Origin of the sequence: Coprococcus phoceensis (assembly GCF_900104635.1) — a bacterium.
GTDB lineage: Bacteria > Bacillota > Clostridia > Lachnospirales > Lachnospiraceae > Faecalimonas > Faecalimonas phoceensis.
In genome coordinates this window covers 1850654-1869081 of sequence record NZ_FNWC01000007.1, presented here as the reverse complement: position 1 = coordinate 1869081, position 18428 = coordinate 1850654, and the positions used below count along the sequence as shown (strand labels likewise).

14 protein-coding genes are annotated in these 18428 nt (G+C 39.1%); 13 read left to right on the top strand and 1 reads right to left on the bottom strand.

Annotation, left to right across the window (positions count from 1 at the left end):
- Nucleotides 1-59: 59 nt before the first annotated feature.
- From BQ5364_RS12735 to BQ5364_RS12700, 8 genes are read left to right on the top strand one after another with little or no spacing between them, the layout of a single operon-like run.
- The gene (locus BQ5364_RS12735; protein WP_004611048.1) at nucleotides 60-965 is read left to right on the top strand and encodes a DUF2156 domain-containing protein; all 906 of its coding nucleotides are present in this window, start codon (nucleotides 60-62) and stop codon (nucleotides 963-965) included.
- 14 nt (nucleotides 966-979) lie between these two features.
- Nucleotides 980-2167, top strand: a complete 1188-nt coding sequence (locus tag BQ5364_RS12730) for a pyridoxal phosphate-dependent aminotransferase (protein WP_071144414.1) — start codon at nucleotides 980-982, stop codon at nucleotides 2165-2167.
- Between the two features lie 15 nt (nucleotides 2168-2182).
- On the top strand, nucleotides 2183-3259 hold the full coding sequence (hisC, locus tag BQ5364_RS12725) for a histidinol-phosphate transaminase (RefSeq protein WP_022251181.1): 1077 nt from the start codon (nucleotides 2183-2185) through the stop codon (nucleotides 3257-3259).
- Nucleotides 3253-4101, top strand: a complete 849-nt coding sequence (locus BQ5364_RS12720) for a DUF368 domain-containing protein (RefSeq protein WP_071144413.1) — start codon at nucleotides 3253-3255, stop codon at nucleotides 4099-4101. Before hisC ends, BQ5364_RS12720 begins: the two co-directional genes overlap by 7 nt.
- Before the next feature lies 1 nt (nucleotide 4102).
- On the top strand, nucleotides 4103-4786 hold the full coding sequence (locus BQ5364_RS12715) for a DNA alkylation repair protein (protein ID WP_004611044.1): 684 nt from the start codon (nucleotides 4103-4105) through the stop codon (nucleotides 4784-4786).
- 22 nt (nucleotides 4787-4808) lie between these two features.
- Nucleotides 4809-5642 (top strand): AraC family transcriptional regulator, encoded by an 834-nt coding sequence (locus BQ5364_RS12710; protein WP_071144412.1) that lies wholly within the window; start codon nucleotides 4809-4811, stop codon nucleotides 5640-5642.
- A gap of 33 nt (nucleotides 5643-5675) precedes the next feature.
- On the top strand, nucleotides 5676-7088 hold the full coding sequence (locus BQ5364_RS12705) for an extracellular solute-binding protein (RefSeq protein ID WP_071144411.1): 1413 nt from the start codon (nucleotides 5676-5678) through the stop codon (nucleotides 7086-7088).
- Nucleotides 7089-7119: 31 nt separating this feature from the next.
- Nucleotides 7120-10092 carry an EAL domain-containing protein gene (locus BQ5364_RS12700; protein ID WP_071144410.1) on the top strand — a complete coding sequence of 991 codons (2973 nt, stop codon included), beginning with the start codon at nucleotides 7120-7122 and terminating at the stop codon, nucleotides 10090-10092.
- A gap of 95 nt (nucleotides 10093-10187) precedes the next feature.
- Here the strand turns inward: BQ5364_RS12700 and BQ5364_RS12695 are convergent, their stop codons facing one another.
- Entirely contained in the window at nucleotides 10188-10340 is a 153-nt protein-coding gene (locus BQ5364_RS12695; protein WP_022251176.1) for a hypothetical protein, read from the bottom strand.
- Between the two features lie 399 nt (nucleotides 10341-10739).
- Here BQ5364_RS12695 and BQ5364_RS12690 point away from each other — a divergent pair, with 399 nt between their 5' ends.
- The 5 genes from BQ5364_RS12690 to BQ5364_RS12670 all read left to right on the top strand — a co-directional run bounded on the left by BQ5364_RS12690 (nucleotide 10740) and on the right by BQ5364_RS12670 (nucleotide 18413).
- A complete protein-coding gene (locus BQ5364_RS12690) occupies nucleotides 10740-14276 on the top strand; it encodes a SpaA isopeptide-forming pilin-related protein (protein WP_136017827.1) in 3537 nt (1178 codons plus the stop codon).
- 38 nt (nucleotides 14277-14314) lie between these two features.
- Nucleotides 14315-16021 (top strand): SpaH/EbpB family LPXTG-anchored major pilin, encoded by a 1707-nt coding sequence (locus BQ5364_RS12685; RefSeq protein WP_071144409.1) that lies wholly within the window; start codon nucleotides 14315-14317, stop codon nucleotides 16019-16021.
- 70 nt (nucleotides 16022-16091) lie between these two features.
- Entirely contained in the window at nucleotides 16092-16991 is a 900-nt protein-coding gene (locus tag BQ5364_RS12680; protein WP_083382845.1) for a class C sortase, read from the top strand.
- Nucleotides 16988-17665 (top strand): class C sortase, encoded by a 678-nt coding sequence (locus BQ5364_RS12675; protein WP_022251172.1) that lies wholly within the window; start codon nucleotides 16988-16990, stop codon nucleotides 17663-17665. The genes BQ5364_RS12680 and BQ5364_RS12675 overlap by 4 nt, the downstream gene beginning before the upstream one ends.
- A 130-nt stretch (nucleotides 17666-17795) precedes the next feature.
- A complete protein-coding gene (locus BQ5364_RS12670; protein WP_004611042.1) occupies nucleotides 17796-18413 on the top strand; it encodes a DUF4867 family protein in 618 nt (205 codons plus the stop codon).
- Nucleotides 18414-18428 lie beyond the last annotated feature (15 nt).

The following is an 18428-nucleotide window of genomic DNA, read 5'->3' as shown; positions in this document are numbered from 1 at the left end:
GGGAAAAATATGGTATACTTTTAAAGTATGAAAAAATAGCAAAGGAGAAGGGTAATTTTATGGAAGAAATTCAGTTTAAACGACCGGAAATAGAAGACCGCGAACTTATAGAGTCCTATTTTCGGAAATATCCGAGCCGCAGCTGTGAGAGAACATTTGTCAATGTATTTTTATGGTCAAGACACTATAAAGTGACATTTGCAGAGATAGAACATACGATTGTATTCAAATCAGAGGATCACGGTCTGGCGTTTGCCTATCCGGTAGGAGCCGCGGAGGATGTGAAACGGGTGCTTGAATTTTTGATGGAATATAGTGCAAAAAAAGAGGCGCCATTTGTGTTATATAATGTAACGGAGGATAACTTCAGACAACTGGAGGAGTGGTATCCGGGACAGTACCAGATTGAGTACAACAGAGATATTGCTGATTATGTGTATGAATCGGAAAAACTTGCGACATTGTCCGGCAAAAAACTTCATGCGAAACGAAATCATATCAACAAATTTAAGGCGACATTTGATGACTGGTGTTATGAGCCGATCACAAAGGAGAATGTAGAAGAATGTTTCCAGATGGCGTTGAAGTGGAGAAATGAAAGCGGATGTGAGGAAGATGTGGAAAAGAATGCAGAGATGTGCGTGACACTCAATTCGCTGCGTTTGTTTGAAGAACTGGAATTGAAAGGAGGACTTCTTCGGGTAAATGGAGAGATTGTGGCATTTACCATGGGAGAGCCGATCAGTGAAGATACGTTTGTGGTTCATATTGAGAAGGCATTTGCGGATGTGCAGGGAGCGTATCCAATGATCAATCAGCAATTTGTAGAGCATGAATGTATGAATTACAAATATGTGAACCGCGAGGAAGATACAGGAGCTGAGGGACTTCGCAAGGCGAAATTGTCTTACCGCCCGGTATTCCTTGTAGAAAAAGGCGTTGTTACAAAAAAATCAGAATCATAAAGGAGAACGATACGATGATAGCAGAAAAGATGAAAAATATGGTGGCAAACAGCTCCGCAATCCGTGCGATGTTCGAGGAGGGGAATCGTCTGGCACAGATTTATGGAGCGGAGAATGTGTTTGATTTTAGTCTTGGGAACCCGAATGTCCCGGCTCCGGAGGCTGTAAAACAGGCAATGATTGAGATTTTGAATGAAGAAGATCCGGTGGCGCTTCACGGCTATACGAACAGCAATGCAGGCTATGCAGATGTGAGACAGGCAGTGGCAGATTCATTAAATGAGCGGTTTGAGACAGCATTTTCCGGAAATAACATTGTCATGACAGTTGGAGCGGCAGGTGGACTTAATGTAGCGTTGAAGATTTTGCTGAATCCGGGAGACGAAGTGATCGCGTTTGCACCATATTTTGGAGAATACAGAAGTTACACAGCAAATTTTGATGGTGTGCTTGTCGAGGTTTCTCCTAATACAGAAAATTTCCAGCCGAAACTTGATGAGTTTGAGCAGAAGATTACGGCAAAGACGAAGGCGGTTATCGTAAATACACCGAATAATCCGACCGGAGTTGTGTATTCAGAGGAGACGATTCAAAAGCTGGCTGCTATCATGGAAACAAAACAAAAAGAATTTGGAACAGATATCTATCTGATTTCCGATGAACCGTATCGTGAACTGGCATATGATGGTGTGGAGGTACCATATCTGACAAAATACTATAACAATACAATCGTCGGTTATTCTTATAGCAAATCGCTTTCGCTGCCGGGCGAACGAATTGGATATCTTGTGATTCCGGATGAGGTGGCAGACAGTGAAGACTTGATTTCAGCAGCGAGTGTGGCAACACGTATTTTAGGGTTTGTCAACGCACCGACTTTGCAGCAGAAGGTCGTAAAAAAATGTTTGAATGAAAAGACAGATATTTCTTACTATGACAGAAACAGAGAGACACTTTACAACGGTTTGTCAGAGCTTGGATTTGAATGCATTAAGCCGGAAGGAGCTTTTTATCTGTTTGTGAAATCACCGATGGCAGATGAGAAGGCGTTCTGTCAGGCGGCGAAAAAATATAATATACTGATCGTTCCGGGAAGTTCTTTTGCATGTCCTGGATATGTGCGTATCGCATATTGCGTATCGCATGAGACCATTGTAAATTCACTGCCGAAATTTAAAGAACTTGCAAAAGAGTACTTCTAAAGGAAGGATAAAAAGATGAGAGTATTTGAAAACAATATCAGAAAAGTAGAGCCGTATGTTCCGGGAGAACAGCCACAGGGAAATGTGATCAAATTGAATACAAATGAAAATCCGTATCCGCCGGCGCCGGGAGTGCGCACGGCGCTTCAGAATATGGATACAGACCTGATGCGCCGTTATCCGGATCCAACGGCAGGAGAACTCGTACATACATTGGCGGAATATTATGGTGTGAAGGATGAACAGGTATTTGTGGGGGTTGGCTCGGATGATGTGCTGGCAATGTGTTTTCTCACATTTTTCAATTCCCAAAAACCAATTTTGTTTCCGGATATTACCTATTCTTTTTACAAAGTGTGGGCAGAGCTTTACCGGATTCCATATGAGTGTCCACAGGTTGATTCACAGTTCCGTATTGTAAAAGAAGATTACTACAAAGAAAATGGCGGTGTTATTTTCCCGAATCCGAATGCTCCGACTTCAATCTATGAAGAGTTGGATTTTGTGGAGGATATTCTGCAGCACAATCAGGATGTGATCGTGATTGTGGATGAGGCGTATATTGATTTTGCGGGGAAATCGGCGATGGAGCTGATTGACCGATATGACAATCTGATTGTCGTGCAGACATTTTCGAAAGCTCGTTCTATGGCAGGAATGCGTATTGGTTATGCCATCAGCAATCCGACCTTGATCAAATATCTCAATGATGCGAAATATTCTTTCAATTCTTATACGATGAATCAGACGTCGCTGGTCTGTGGCGTGGAGGCAGTGAAAGACAGAATATACTTTGAAGAGCAGACAGCAAAGATCATAGAGACTAGAGAGTGGTCAAAAAAGGAACTTTCTGCGCTTGGATTTGTATTTCCGGATTCCAGATCTAACTTTATCTTTGCAAAGCATCCTGAATTCGACGCAAAAGAATTGTTTGAAGCCTTGAAAAAAGAGGACATCTATGTTAGATTTTTAGGAGGTTCCAGAATCAAAGATTATTTAAGGATTTCGATTGGAACAAGACAAGAGATGGAAATGTTGATTTCGTTTCTGAAAACATACATAGAAGAGCGTAAGGAGATTAAAACATGTTAAAGCAAGTATTACAGGGAATGGTAGTGGGGATTGCTAACATTATTCCTGGTGTGAGCGGTGGGACGATGATGGTTGCCATGGGACTTTACGACCGGCTGATCCATGCCATTACACATCTGAAAAAAGAATTCAAGGAAAGTATGAAACTTTTAATCCCAATTTTTATCGGAGCGGGAATTGCGATTGTCGCATTGTCAAGATTGTTTGAGTTCCTGCTGGAGACATATCCGATTCCGACGAATTTTGCGTTTTGCGGTCTGATTGCAGGAAGTCTTCCGTTTATCTTTAAAAAAGTGAAGGGACATGCGGTGACAGTCGGAAAGATCATTCCGTTTTTGGCATTTTTTGGAATTGTAATCTTGATGGCAGTGATGGGAGAGACAAGTGGGAATGCAGCAGATGTAAGTTTCAATGTAATTAATGTAGTGAAGCTGTTTGGAGTCGGTGTCATTGCAGCAGCGACGATGGTAGTACCGGGAGTCAGTGGTTCCATGATGCTGATGCTGCTTGGATATTATGATACGATTTTGAAAGCAATTAATAATTTTATTGATGCACTTATGGCATTTGACATGAATGGACTTTTAACAGGTGTCGGTATTCTTGCACCGTTTGGAATTGGTGTAGTAATAGGAATATTCCTGATTGCGAAAATCATTGAGTTTATTTTCTCGAAGGCAGAGATTCATGCATATTATGCGATCATCGGTCTGATTCTTGCATCTCCAATTGCAATTCTGTTAAAGACAGACTGGAGCGGTGTTTCTGTGATTATAATTGTGATAAGCGTAGTTACATTTGCGGCAGGATGGTTTGCGGCAAGCAAGCTTGGCGGTGAGTAAGATGAATATCCGAATGAGATTAGAAAGTCTGGCAGAGCCAGACTTTCGTGCGTTTATGGCAAAATTGACACCGAATGTTCCGAAAGAAAATATGCTTGGAGTGAGAATCCCAAAGCTTCGAAAACTTGCAAAAGAGCTTGCAAAAACAGATTGGCGAACTTATTTGGAAGAGGCAAAAGATGACAGCTTTGAAGAGATTATGCTGCAGGGACTGGTAATCGGATATATAAAAGCAGAACTTTCAGAGATACTTATTCAAGTGGAACAGTTTCTCCCAAAGATTGATAATTGGGCGGTATGTGACAGTTTTTGTGCGGGACTGAAGCTGCCGAAACAATATCCGCAGGAGATGTGGGAATTTATCGTACCGTATCTGAAAGATGCAAGACCGTATTATATTCGGTTTGGTGTTGTCATGCTGCTCGATTATTATACTGATCGAGAGCATGTAAAAGAAGGCCTCGCTCTGCTTGACCAGATACGGAATGAAGACTATTATGTAAAAATGGCAGTCGCATGGGCAGTTTCTATTTATTATATTAAGCTTCCCGATGAGACGATGGCATATTTGAAGAAAAACAACCTGGATGATTTTACATACAATAAAGCGCTGCAAAAGATTACCGAATCTTTAAAGATATCAAAAGAGACGAAACAGATGATTCGCAGTATGAAAAGAAAGTAGGAAAGGGGGAAGGTGAGAAAATATGGAAAAAGAGACAGCGTATAAACATGAGCTTGTCGTACCAAATGAAGATCTGCCATTCAAATTGTTTGTGTTTGAGGGCAAAGAAGGAAATTATGTGAGGGACAGACACTGGCATCGTTCAATTGAAATTTTTGCCGTGTTTGAAGGGAGTCTTACATTTATTTTAGATGAGAAAAAAGTGCCGCTCAAAGCGGGAGAATTTATTATCGCGAACTCGAATGAGGTTCACTCTGTTTTTTCACCGAAACCGAATCTGACGATAGTACTGCAGATTCCAATGGCAACGTTTGAAAATTACTATTCTGAGGAACGATTTGTATTGTTTTCCCATGAACCTGGTGTGGACGACAGTCAGATGATGGAATTAATTCAGAATATGTATGAGAATTACGTCAAGAGAGCATGCGGATATGAGTTTCAAGTACAAAGTCAGTTCTACATGCTTATGTACCTCATGATCACACAGTATCGCATTAATGAAGTGAGTGAGGATATGGTGAAAAATCACAGGAAGTTGAATCGGCTTTCATCGATTACTTCCTATATCCGAGATAATTATCAAAAAGAATTATCGTTGGAGTATATTGCAGAGATATTTGGGTATTCGCCGACGTATTTATCAAAAATGTTTCAGAAGTATGCAAAGATCAATTATAAAGCGTATTTACAAAGTGTGCGTGTAGAGTATGCTTATCAGGAGCTTGTCAAAACGGACAAGACAATCAGTGAGATTGCGGCAAAACATGGATTTTCGAATCAAAAGGCATTTGCAAAAGAGTTTCAGAAGAAATATGGAATGCTGCCAAGTGAATATCGAAAGAATATACGATGATCAATCGAATATTATTATATGAGGAGAAGGGATATGAAGAGAACAAAGTTAGCATTTTTAGTACTGTCAGCGATGCTGATAGTGACAGGGTGCAAAGAGAAAGAACAGGATTTGCTTAACAAAGACGATCCGGTCACGATTGAGGTCTGGCATTATTATAATGGAGCACAGCAAGATGAATTCAACAGGCTGGTTAGAGAATTCAACAAGACAGTTGGAAAAGAAAAGGGGATTGTCGTTGAGGGATCCGGGCAGGGAACCATCAGTGAATTGGAAGCAAATGTATTAGATGCGATTCAGGGAAAAGCAGGGGCGGATCAGATGCCGAATATGTTTGCAGCCTATGGGGATGCAGCGTATGAAGTCGATCAATTGGGATATGCAGTTGATCTGAAACCTTATTTTACAGAAGAGGAACTGAGCAAATATGTAGAGGGATATATTACAGAGGGAAATTTTTCGGGAGAAGACTCACTAAAGATTTTTCCGGTGGCGAAGTCGGTAGAATTACTAATGTTAAATAAGACGGATTGGGAGAAATTTTCCTCTTCAGTCGGTGTGACAACAGAAGAATTGAGTACGATAGAGGGCATTACAGAAACTGCAAAAAAATATTACGAGTGGACAGACAGTTTGACTGAGGAACAAAATGATGGGAAAGCGTTCTTTGGAAGGGATGCATTTGCAAATTATATGCTGGCAGGATATCGACAATTGTCAACTGATATGTTTAGTAAAGAGAATAATAAAATTGTACTTCATTTTGAGGAAGATGTGGTGAGAAAACTGTGGGACAATTATTATGTACCCTATATTAGCGGATACTTTGATTCATCCGGAAAATTCCGAAGTGACGATATAAAAGTGGGGAATATTCTTGCATGTGTCTCTTCGTCTTCCAGTGTTACATATTTTCCTGATCGGGTGATATTAAATGACGAAGAAAGCTACCCGATTGAGTTGAAAGTGCTGGAATGTCCCAAATTTCAAGGCGGAAAAGACTATCAGATACAGCAGGGAGCCGGAATGCTGGTGTTAAAAAGCAGTGAAAAGGAACAGCGGGCATGCGCCGAGTTCTTAAAGTGGTTCACAAGCGATGAACAGAATATCGCATTCTCGACGGCCAGCGGTTATTTGCCAGTCACAAAATCTGCGAATAATCTTGATAAAGTGACAGAAGTGACGAAAGTGGAGCAATCGGTAAAAAAAGTTCTGCGTACCAGCTTTGAAATGATTGGGGATAATCAGATGTACACATCGATTCCGTTTAAAAATGGAACAACTGCCAGAGTGTTTTTGGAAAAGGGAATGCGAGATCTGGCAAAACAGGACAGAGAGATTGTGGAACAGAATCTGGAAAGTGGGATGACGCTTCAGCAAGCAGTCAGCCAATTTGACAATGACGATTATTTCCACAAATGGTATGAAGATACAAAAACTCAGTAGGAATTGCTGGTGCAGCAGTAAAGGAGGAATTATGTTTCGAAAGTTTAGAAAAAACAAGTCTATTTTCTCCTATTTGCTGCTTGGGATGTGTATGCTTATTTTGGCTGAGACAGCAATTTTATCAGAAAGTCTCCGAGTGGGCGGAATCTATGAAAAACTAAATCAGAATGCAAAAGATATTGTGGATCAAAAAGTAATTAACCGAAGTGCCTCTCTGCAAAACGAAATGGTGAACAACTGGTCGAACCTGTCAAAACTAGCTGACAATATTAATAAGATTGCGGAAGAACTGGACAGAGAGGGAAGTATTGAATTTGAAACACTGGACGAAAGTTCGGACTCTGCGGAACCACTTATTCTAAAAGCAGTAGACCAGCTGATTTCGACGATGTGCTCACAGCGTGTGACGGGAGCCTATATCGTTCTAAATAACCATAATTTAGATGATGGGATTGAAGATAAACCGGGAGTATATTTAAGAGATTTTGATCCGATGTCTAAGAGCTCAAGTGAAAATGGCGATATATTAATCGAGCGTGCGCCGGCGGAAGTGGTGAAATCGCTAAATATTGCGACGGACTCTGCGTGGCGTCCTCGTTTTGAATTCCAAAAAGAAAATGTCACGTATTATGATTTTTTCTATACACCATATCAGCAGGCACTCAAAAGTAATGGAGAGTACAGTGCTGAGGAGATGGGATATTGGGGCGGAAAGTACAGACTGAATGGAACTAAATACGATGCGATTACATATTCTCTTCCGCTGATCAATGCCAAAGGAGTTGTCTATGGAGTTGTGGGAATCGATATCACATTAGACTATTTAAGTAAGATTTTGCCAAGCACAGAGTTGTTAGATGATGAAAACAGCTGTTATATGATTGCGCTCAACCAAGATGGTGAGCTGTCGATGGAAGGATTTGCTGTGAGTGGAAGTGCATGTGAAAAGAACACCTCGAAAGTGAATCTCACTAAGTTGGATAATGACTATTATGTATGCAGTGAGGGCAGAAAATTATACACGTCAAGGCAGCGCCTCAATATTTATAATGATAATACGCCATATGGCAACCAGCAGTGGATGCTGGTGGGGATTGCGGATACAGAATCGCTGTTTGCGTTTACTGGCAAGATAAAATCTATTTTGCTTTTTGCAATTGTTCTGACAGTAGCAGTGGGAATTGTTGGAAGCCTTATCTTTAGCTATATCATTTCAAGACCGATTAAAAAGCTGACAGAAGAGGTTGACCGGGCAAATGTAAAAGATGAGATTCGATTCAAGAGGACAAATATTGCGGAAATTGACCGCTTCGCGCGCACGATGGAAAAATTGAATCAAAATGTGAGAGATACTTCCTCTAAGTTTACAAATTTGCTTCAGATGGCAAGTGTAAAGCTGGCTGGGTTTGAATATAATGACGATACTCAGGAACTGTTTTTATCAGATAATTTTTTCGAGATTTTCCTCAATGATGAAATCAATGCCGCCTCTCTGACACTAGAGCAGTTTAAAAAAGCATTTGATCCATATAAGCAATATATTGTGTCTTCCGACTATAGTCAGAAACAGTACTTGTTTCAGATTCCGGATAAAAATAATGTGGTGTATGTGAATCTTCGCTTGTTGGAGAAGGGGAACATTTATACCGGAATCATTGAAGATGTGACAAATACTGTGATTGAAAAACAGGTAATTGAATATGAACGTGACCACGATACATTGACAGGGCTTTTAAATCGCGGTGCATTCATTAGGATTATGAATGACTTGTTTGAAAACCATAGAGCTGAGCTGAAAACAGCAGCATTATTGATGCTCGATTTAGATAATTTGAAATATATAAATGACAATTACGGTCATGAAAACGGAGATAACTATATTGCAAAAGCAGCAGAGATATTTGTCCGCAACAGCCCTGAAAACACGGTTATTTCTCGTATTTCAGGGGATGAATTCTATATATTCTTCTATGGGTATGAGAATGAAGCGGTGATTACAGAGTTGATTGCACATTTAAAATCAGCAATTCGAAAGACAACAATTCCGATTGGAGAAAAATCTTTCCAGATGGAAGTGTCGGGAGGACTGGCTTGGTATCCAAAAGACAGTGAGTCATTCGAAAAACTGCAGCATTTTGCGGACTATGCAATGTATAAGATCAAGCATAGCAGTAAAGGGGATATGACAGATTTTGATCGGGATGAGTATCTGAGAGATTCGTTCAAAAGAGAAGTGAAAGATGAATTGAAGACGATTATCACAAATAAAACACTGCAGTTTTATTTCCAGCCAATCATAAGCAGTAAAGATGGATCCGTCTTTGCGTATGAGTCTTTGATGAGATCATTTACGCCATCACTAAAGTCTCCGCTGGACATTTTAAAAGTTGCCAAAGAAGAAAACTGTCTGAATGCGATAGAAGAACTTACGTGGGAACTTGCGCTTGATACGTTTGCGACCCACGTAAATAATAATTTGATTGATAAACATTCAAAAATATTTATCAACTCTATTGCCAATCAAATCTTAAGTGACAAAAAGGTGAAGGAGTTAGAGGAAAAATATGCTGAATATCTGGGAAATGTAGTGTTGGAAGTCACAGAGGGAGAATGTGTTGATGAAAATCATCAAAATCAAAAAGCAAAGCTTATGAAAAAATGGCATGCAGAGCTGGCTTTGGACGACTATGGAAGCGGATATAACAGCGAGAAAATGTTGTTATCCATCTCGCCGAAGTTTATTAAAATCGACATGGACATTATTCGAAATATTGACAGTAATCCGGATAAATGCAAAATCGTGGAAAATATTGTGGGCTATGCGCACGAGCGTGAGATGAAAGTGATTGCCGAGGGAATCGAAACAATTGAAGAACTGAAACAGGTTATCAGGTTAAGGGTAGATTATCTTCAGGGATATTTGTTTTCAAAACCACAATATGTGCCGCCAAAGATACGAGATAACATAGTGAAACTGATTCAGGTAGTGAATGAGGAAGTGTAAAAAAATGGAGCAGAGGACACTTTGAGGAGTGTCGGCTGCTCCATTTTCGTCATAGAAAAGTCTTTCTTGTAAGAAAGAAGAACATTGGGACTTGACTAGAGATATTGTTCATGACGCTTTATCCAGTCCTTTAAAACCATATTAACATATTGACTGAAATTCCGGTCGTCCTCTTCTGCCAAGTCTTTGATTTTTTCAATTACAGTCTCATCTAGTGTGATACTTACTTTGTTTTTTAATGGCTTCATAACATTTCCTTTTTTATGATAATATATCATTATATGCAATTTTATGTTGCAATATGCTATAAAGTAGGATAAAATACTACCGTAACGAAGGCGTATAATTTTTTGGATTGATAACTTAATATTGCTTTATTAAAATTGAGAAAATGCATATAAATTTAAACATAGTGGGTACGATGCCTCATAGGCGGATATTTCCCAGTTAGCAGGATGGTATACGATCCTGCTCCTATGGAGGCGGCAGAACCTATCTTTGTTGAGAGGTCTGCTGTTTTTTTGTGTAAAAAGAAATAGTTGATGTATTTTATAAGAATCTCTCAAAAGCATCTTCAGTAGAAATAAGATACATTCCAATGACTTCGTTGCAGTTTTTATTGGATATTCTAGAAAGAAAGGAGGGAAATGATGAACAAATTTGGTTTGAAAACCAATAGGATGCATCGAATGATTGCGGCAGCTCTTTGCGTCGCAATGCTGATGGGAATGATTTTTCAAGTAACGTTGTTCTCGGCACCGGAAGGGGAGAAAGAGGAGCCGGAGCAGGCAGTTACAAGAGTTGCTGATGTGAGTACGATAAACAGTTGGCAGGAGTATTTCGGAAGTGAGACGGATACGTCTAATGCCGGTAAGATATGGACGGATAAGACGGTTGTAGATGGAGATATCACATTGCAGTCAATTGAAGGCGATAACAATAGTACTACAATATCCAGAAAAGAAACGGATAATTTTTTGGTGGGATTGTCAGCACTTAGCTCAACGAAATCGGTTACACTAGAGGCGGCAATTCCGGTGGATGTTATGCTTGTATTGGATATTTCTGGAAGTATGGCGGAAAATGAGGATGACCAAAAAATTAGCATGCTGGTAAAGGCGGTAAATAGTACAATTCAGGAAATTTTAGATATGAATAAAAAAAACAGGGTAGGGGTTGTTCTGTATTCGGGTGCACTTAACTATGATGAAGATTCCAAAGAAGATACTGCAAGCTGTCCGTTGCCGTTAGACAGATATACAACTAATGATGGAATATTTTTTTCAGTAATAAATTACCCTGGTAGTTCCAGGATTGAACTCGGAAAGAATGTTAAAAATTCTGCTGGAAATCCGATGTATAATGAAGAGTTGTCTTATGCAGTGCAAGGGAACACTTATATTCAAAATGGTTTGATGGAAGCCTTCCAAAAATTAATTCCTGATTCGAATGGAAATAGTGAAGGAAGAATTCCTGTTATCACACTTATGAGTGATGGTGCACCGACAGCGGCAAGTGTGCATTATGCGGAGCGAGGAGATTCTACGGTAGGATACGGCAGAGAGACAGATATTCGTATGGCGTTTCTTACACAGCTGACAGGGGCATGGGTAAAAAAAATGTTGTCGGAATCATATTCTAAGACCCCATTATTTTATACAGTAGGGTTGTTAGCACAGCTTACTGGTGATGATAACAAGTATGCCCGCATGGTTTTAAATCCTTCGGAGAATACAGAAGTTGAATTAGACAGTTGGTGGAATACATTTTTAGAGGCAGCGGAGGGAGAAACAGTACATTTAGAAGCGGTTGGAAAATCAATAGATGTTCCAAAGGTGGATAATCAATTACAAAAAGCGGAATCAGGAGAATGTACAGACCGATATTATGTAGATGAGTTTTTTAATGCAAGCAGTGCGGACGACTTAATCGCAAAGTTTGAAGAACTTGTAGAGAGGATAAAAATTCAATCAGCAGAATTGCCAACGGAAGAAGGCGCTTCCAATTATTCAGGATATCTTGCATTTGAAGATACGCTTGGAGAATATATGAGCGTAGGTGATATAACAGGAGTAATGTATGGTGGAAAACTACATACAGGAAGCACATTTGCAGAAAAAATGAAAAAAGATGGAAATGCCACTGCAGAAGAAAAGACAGAATTCCTAAAATCGTTAATAGAGCGCTTAACTATCACTGAAGAAGAGGCAGAGAAACTTTTAAAAAATGCACAAGATACAGGGCAAATTTGTTATGATGCATCGAGTGGGAATGCCAGTAATTATATTGCCTGGTATGCGAAAGAAGATGGAACATATTTGGCACCTTGTGCATATGAGGAAGTAAAACCTGAGAATGCTGCCTTTATAAATAAGTCTTATTTTTATTATGGAAGTTCGTCTGGAACAATATCTGGTGAAAAGTTGATGTATCTCGGTGTAAGAGTTGAAAACAATCTTACAACACATGTACAGACAGTGAGATTTTTCGTTCCGTCATCTTTGATTCCGCTTGTGAAATATAACGTGTTGAGAAATGCATCAAATGGCGAGGATAGCCATACTGAGAAAACAATAGCGTATCCGGTAAATCTTTTTTATGAGGTGGGTCTGAGAGATGGAATCAATGAATATGATTTGAGTGAAGTAGATTCTGGATATAGATATTTAGAGAAGGGTGATATATCAAAGACAGGAACATTTTATTCAAATGCATGGGAAGATAAAGCAGAAGTTCCAGAGGCAAAGACTTCGGTTCACTTTACTGTATCGGAAAAGAATGAATATTATTACTATACAGAGAATACTTCGATTTATATTAAGAGCGGTGAAAATGACTACAAACTCTACACTGGGGAAAAGCCAAATGCAGATGATGGAAATGAGTATTACTATCAAAAGATAGTCTATGAATTGGATGGAGGAATGCAGGAATTTACTCGGATGGATAAAGCATCATTGAATTTGGTGACGGCTATAGATGAAAATGCAGGATGGGCTATTCCGCAGGGAACTTTCCGACAAGAAACATTGGGTGAGAAAGACAAAGGCACTAATGGAAATGCAACAGGAACAACTGGATATGTTTACAAATCAATGCTTGAAGAAAATTCGGATATATATGAAATAAGTGGTGAGGACAAGATTTCAGAGAATGGTTCGGTTGTTGTATTTCTTGGGAATAACGGGAAAACGGTTGTCAAACAAGGTAAAATTGCAGTTTCAAAGACTGTAGATGAATTTTTTGAAGGAGACAATGAAGAGACGGAATTTAATTTTCAAATTAATTTAGATCCATCAGAAGAGGAAAAAATACCTGCTTCAATTATTGGAGAAAAAACGGCAGTCGGCGGTGAGAAAGCGACAGAGCAAATTGCTTGTGCAGTTGAAGATGGGATTCTCAAGTTTAATTTAAAATCAAAAGAAAATATAGAATTTTGGCTTCCAGCGGGAAAGGTTGTTTCAGTGGAAGAAATTGTTGGAAATGAAAAAACATATGACACAATCATGAAAGTTACACAAAATGGACAGACAGCAGAGCCTGTTACAACCAAAAAAGTGGAGAGTATTGGAATCAGAACACAATCAAAGACCTCTGTAGATGTAGTGAATAATTATAATCCACCTTCCGAGGTAATCAGATTATATAAAATTGACGATTCAGATCATGCATTAGAGGGGGCTACATTTGAACTTTATCGATTAAAATGTGTAAATCCCAAAGAGCATAATGATGAAATCCATAATAAAGTTATCAAAAATGGGGAACGACAAGAATGCTGGGAATGGATTGGAAAAGCGACTTCTGATAGATGGAGCGGATATTTGAATTTTGTAAACGATGAAAACAAAACCGTAAAATTTACAAAAGCTACTTACCGATTGATAGAGACAAAAGCACCAGAAGGGTATATGAGATCTGTTGGTCAATGGAATATGATTGTTGTTCCAGGAGGAGATAAAAGAGTTATTTTTAAAGAGATACCAGGGGAATATGGGGAAAAACCTACAGCAATAAAAGAAGCAGAAAATAGATTTTCTATTATAAATTACAAACCAATCAATCCACCAATTACAGGGGGACGTGGAATTGATCGTTTCCTTATTTTAGGAGCAGCAGTCACAATAAGTGGATTGATGATTACAGTGCATTTAGTTTTACAGAGAAAACGAGGTAAATTATAAAAATTTAAGTGTGAAATAAGAACAAAGGGAGAACATTTATGAGAAACAAAGGGATGAAATTATTATCAAAAATAGTGGCAGCCTGTATTGCGTTGGTACTTACAATTTCAATGGGGGTGCCGGTTCAAGCAAGCATTGAAAAGAATGAGAAACATACGATTACAGTAAATGGAAAAGAGACGGATGCAGGAGCGAATGTGAATGTCTATAAAATCGTGGATGTAAAATTTGATTATGACAATCAACAACCAATCAATCCTACTTATGTATGGGCAGATGGAGTAGCAAGTTGGTTGACCAGTCAAAAAGGATTTGAAAGTTATGTGGAAAATAACAATGAAGTTCCAAAATCTTTTGAAGAAGTGACAGGCGCTGAGCTGAGTAATCTTATGAGAAAACTTGAAGATGCAATCATAAGTGGAGAAATTAAGTTAAATAAGGCTGCCTCTGCAACAATGAGAGGACAAAAACCTACGTTAATATTTGACGGTATGGAAATGGGTCAATATTTGATTTTGACAACTCCAGATGAAAGTGGAGAACATAGTACTTATGAATATGCACCAGCTACAGCTAATATTGTACCAGTCTATGATGAAACCAAAAAAGAATGGTTCGCATATGATGCAGAAGTGACAATTAAAGGAAGTCCGGCAGCGATTGAAAAAGAAGTTGATGATCACACCGTAGAGATTGGTCAAAAAGTGAATTATACGGTAAATGTACCTGTTCCATATTATCCGGAAGATGCGACAGCAAAAATTTTCCGTATTGGAGACTACCTTCCGATTGGTATTACATTTGGACATACATATAAGGAAAACAATCTTACTGTAAATGCTGTTTATGAGAATGGAGATAAAAAACAAATTGGTACATCAGAAGAAGATGTAGAAGCTTTTGAATTATATTATGATGCAAAAGACAATGGAAAAGATGGAGTGAAAGGAAATCTGGAAGCAGCAGAAGGACAAGAATTAGCAGATTTTATTTTAGACTTCGATTATGATGCTTTAATGGGAAAATATGCAACATATGAAAAAAATGGAAGCACATTTGCACTGAAAGCCATCGAGGTGACATACCAAGGTACAATCAATGAAAATGCGATTTTACGTCCGGGAGATCCAGGATATCCGGAAGATGCAGATCCGTTGGAAAACAAGGCGTACGTAGGACAGAATAATGATCCATATGATTGGGATTCTTATACACCATCCGAAGATAAAGAAAAAGTATATACTTATGCAATTGATGTGACAAAGGTAGAAGAAGATGGAAAAACACCATTAGCAGGTGCGGAATTCCAGTTATTAAGAGATGATCAAAAGACAGAAATGACGTTTGTGAAAATGTCAGATGGAAAGTATCATTTGGCAAAAGAGGAAGATACAAATACAACAACAACTTTAGTAGTTGACAGTGAAGGAAAATTAGATTTAGAAGGTTTGGCAACAGAAACATACTATCTGAAAGAGACAAAAGCTCCGGATGGATATGAATTGTTGGACGAGTTGATTAAAGTTGTGATCAAAGATGATGATGAAGATGGAAAAGTTGATGATGCAGGAGATTTTGATGGAAATGTAACAAATATTGTTTACAAAACTGTAGTCAACAGAAAACCTCCAATCATGCCAATCACAGGTGGTATGGGAACTGTTATCTTCTCAATCGTAGGTATTGTTCTTGTAGCAGGCGGTATTATGCTGATTACAGGTTATCAGAGAAGAAGACGTGCATAGATAGAAATGAATACCGGGGTGGAGCGATACGTTCTGCTCCGGATTTTGTCATTTCTGGAAAGGATGATAGATGAAGACAGAAAATACGGAAAAAAGGGGAAGCGGAGTAATTATATGGGGAGTTGCAATTTTATCTATCCTTCTTGGTGTGGGAATCTTTTTGTATCCGTTTATCAGCAATTTTTTTGCAGAACTCAGTCAAAATAAAGTGATCGATATCTATAAGGCAAATGTGGAAGATACTTCAAAGGAAGAGATTGAAGCGGAGTGGGAAGAGGCAAAAATCTATAATGAAAATCTTTCCGGAGATCCTGTACATGACCCGTTTATCGTTGGGAGCGGATATGCGGTTCCGGACAATTATGATGAAGTTTTGAATTTGGATGAGGAGGGTGTTATGTGTTATCTGGAGATTCCCAAGCTTGATCTGAACCTTCCGGTATATCACGGAACGAGCGAGGAAGTTCTGAGAAAAGGAGTTGGACATTTGGAGATGACGGCACTTCCAATTGGAGGCAAGAATCGAAGAACGGTTTTGACAGGACATAGAGGACTTCCGAGAGCGGAACTGTTTACCAGGCTGGATGAGATGAAACTTGGGGATGAAATTTACATTCATATACTAGATGAAACACATGCCTATAAAGTGAAAGAGATTAAGACAGTGGAGCCGGAAGAATTGCAGAATCTGACAATCACCCCAGATGGTGAGGATCTTGTGACGCTTGTGACATGCACTCCGTACGGGGTAAATACACATAGACTTTTGGTCACAGGAGAGCGTACTGAGTATGTAAAAAAAGAAGAAAAAGAGCAGACTCCATCGTTGATTCGAAAATTGATGCCGTGGCGGTACTACATTATCGGCGTGTCGATTGTAATAGGTGTATTTGGGACTGGTAAAATTACGATGACAATTCTTCGGTATCGTAAGTACGGAAAAAAGAGAAGGAGAAAAAGGAAATTATGAAAAAGGCTTATATTCTAGGTGTTATTTTAATTGTGGCAGGAATTTTGATTTCCCAGTATCCAAAGCTTACAGATTTTCTTTTTCGACAGGAAGCAAAAGAGAAAAAGGAAGAATTTGAGAAAGAAAAACGAAATTCGAAAATAAAAGTAGAAGAGTTGTATCATGAGCTGGTAAAGAGAAATGAAGCTTTGTATGCATCCAGACGAACCGGAGTGCGAGATCCTTTTTTGTATGAGCAGAACACAATTGATTTGAGTAGTTATGGAATTGAGGACGGTGTCGTTGGATTCGTGAAAATTGATAAACTGAATGTGGAGCTGCCAATTTATCTTGGCGCCAGCGAAAAGAATATGTCTATGGGGGCGGCTCATTTGGCGGAAACTTCGTATCCGGTAGGAGGCGAGAATACAAATTGTGTGATTGCCGCCCATCGGGGATTTCGAAAGACGGCAATGTTCCGGAATATTCAAAAGCTTCAGGTGGGAGATCCGGTAGTAATTGAAAATTTTCGAGAAGTGTTGAAATATGAGGTTTCTGATATCGAAATTATTGAGCCGTCGCAGACAGACAAATTATTGATTCGTCAAGGAGAAGATATGGTTACTCTTTTGACATGTCATCCATACGGATCGAATGCAAAACGATATCTCGTATATTGTAAGAGAGTAAATTAAGCAAGATTGTTAGATTCTATTTTTGAAAAATGACAAGAAATTGCCATCACATGGATAAGTTTTTGGAAGAAGCGACAAAAAAACGGTGCTAAAATGCAAGTAGAAATAAAGCAATTCAGGAGGAAGCGGGATGAAAATTCAGAAGATAACAGATGAAGCTTTTAAGAAATATGGAAAAGTGCTTGCTCAGTATGATTGTGCAGAACTTATCAGAGAGATGGAGCATACACCTCTTCCGGAAGATGTCATTTATGTGCCGTCTGTAGAGGAACTGGAAGTACTTAGTGTGGCGAGAGATTTTCAAAATAGTATGTATGGGGGACTCCCGATCCAAATCGGATATTGCAACGGTCACAACCATACATTAAATGCACTGGAATATCATAGAAGTTCTGAGGTAAATGTGGCGGTTACGGATTTGATTTTACTGCTGGGTGCTCAGCAGGACATCAAAGAAGATGACACTTACGATACTTCTTTAGTAGAAGCTTTTCTTGTTCCGGCAGGGACTGCGATTGAAGTATATGCGACGACGCTTCACTATGCGCCGTGCAGCGTAGGAGAAAAAGGTTTTCGATGTGTAGTTGTACTTCCGAAAGATACAAACACAGAGATTACATTTGCATTGAAAGAAAAAGGCGAAGATCGCCTGATGACTGCGAAGAACAAGTGGCTGATCGCACATGAAGAGGCAAAAATTGCAGGTGCATTTAACGGATTAAAAGGTGAAAATATTACATTGTCATAAGAAAATGGAGGAAGA

Coding starts and splice junctions, on each gene's coding strand:
- BQ5364_RS12735 (WP_004611048.1), top strand. CDS start 60: ATGGAAGAAATTCAGTTTAAACGACCGGAAATAGAAGACCGCGAACTT.
- BQ5364_RS12730 (WP_071144414.1), top strand. CDS start 980: ATGATAGCAGAAAAGATGAAAAATATGGTGGCAAACAGCTCCGCAATC.
- hisC (WP_022251181.1), top strand. CDS start 2,183: ATGAGAGTATTTGAAAACAATATCAGAAAAGTAGAGCCGTATGTTCCG.
- BQ5364_RS12720 (WP_071144413.1), top strand. CDS start 3,253: ATGTTAAAGCAAGTATTACAGGGAATGGTAGTGGGGATTGCTAACATT.
- BQ5364_RS12715 (WP_004611044.1), top strand. CDS start 4,103: ATGAATATCCGAATGAGATTAGAAAGTCTGGCAGAGCCAGACTTTCGT.
- BQ5364_RS12710 (WP_071144412.1), top strand. CDS start 4,809: ATGGAAAAAGAGACAGCGTATAAACATGAGCTTGTCGTACCAAATGAA.
- BQ5364_RS12705 (WP_071144411.1), top strand. CDS start 5,676: ATGAAGAGAACAAAGTTAGCATTTTTAGTACTGTCAGCGATGCTGATA.
- BQ5364_RS12700 (WP_071144410.1), top strand. CDS start 7,120: ATGTTTCGAAAGTTTAGAAAAAACAAGTCTATTTTCTCCTATTTGCTG.
- BQ5364_RS12695 (WP_022251176.1), bottom strand. CDS start 10,340: ATGAAGCCATTAAAAAACAAAGTAAGTATCACACTAGATGAGACTGTA.
- BQ5364_RS12690 (WP_136017827.1), top strand. CDS start 10,740: ATGATGAACAAATTTGGTTTGAAAACCAATAGGATGCATCGAATGATT.
- BQ5364_RS12685 (WP_071144409.1), top strand. CDS start 14,315: ATGAGAAACAAAGGGATGAAATTATTATCAAAAATAGTGGCAGCCTGT.
- BQ5364_RS12680 (WP_083382845.1), top strand. CDS start 16,092: ATGAAGACAGAAAATACGGAAAAAAGGGGAAGCGGAGTAATTATATGG.
- BQ5364_RS12675 (WP_022251172.1), top strand. CDS start 16,988: ATGAAAAAGGCTTATATTCTAGGTGTTATTTTAATTGTGGCAGGAATT.
- BQ5364_RS12670 (WP_004611042.1), top strand. CDS start 17,796: ATGAAAATTCAGAAGATAACAGATGAAGCTTTTAAGAAATATGGAAAA.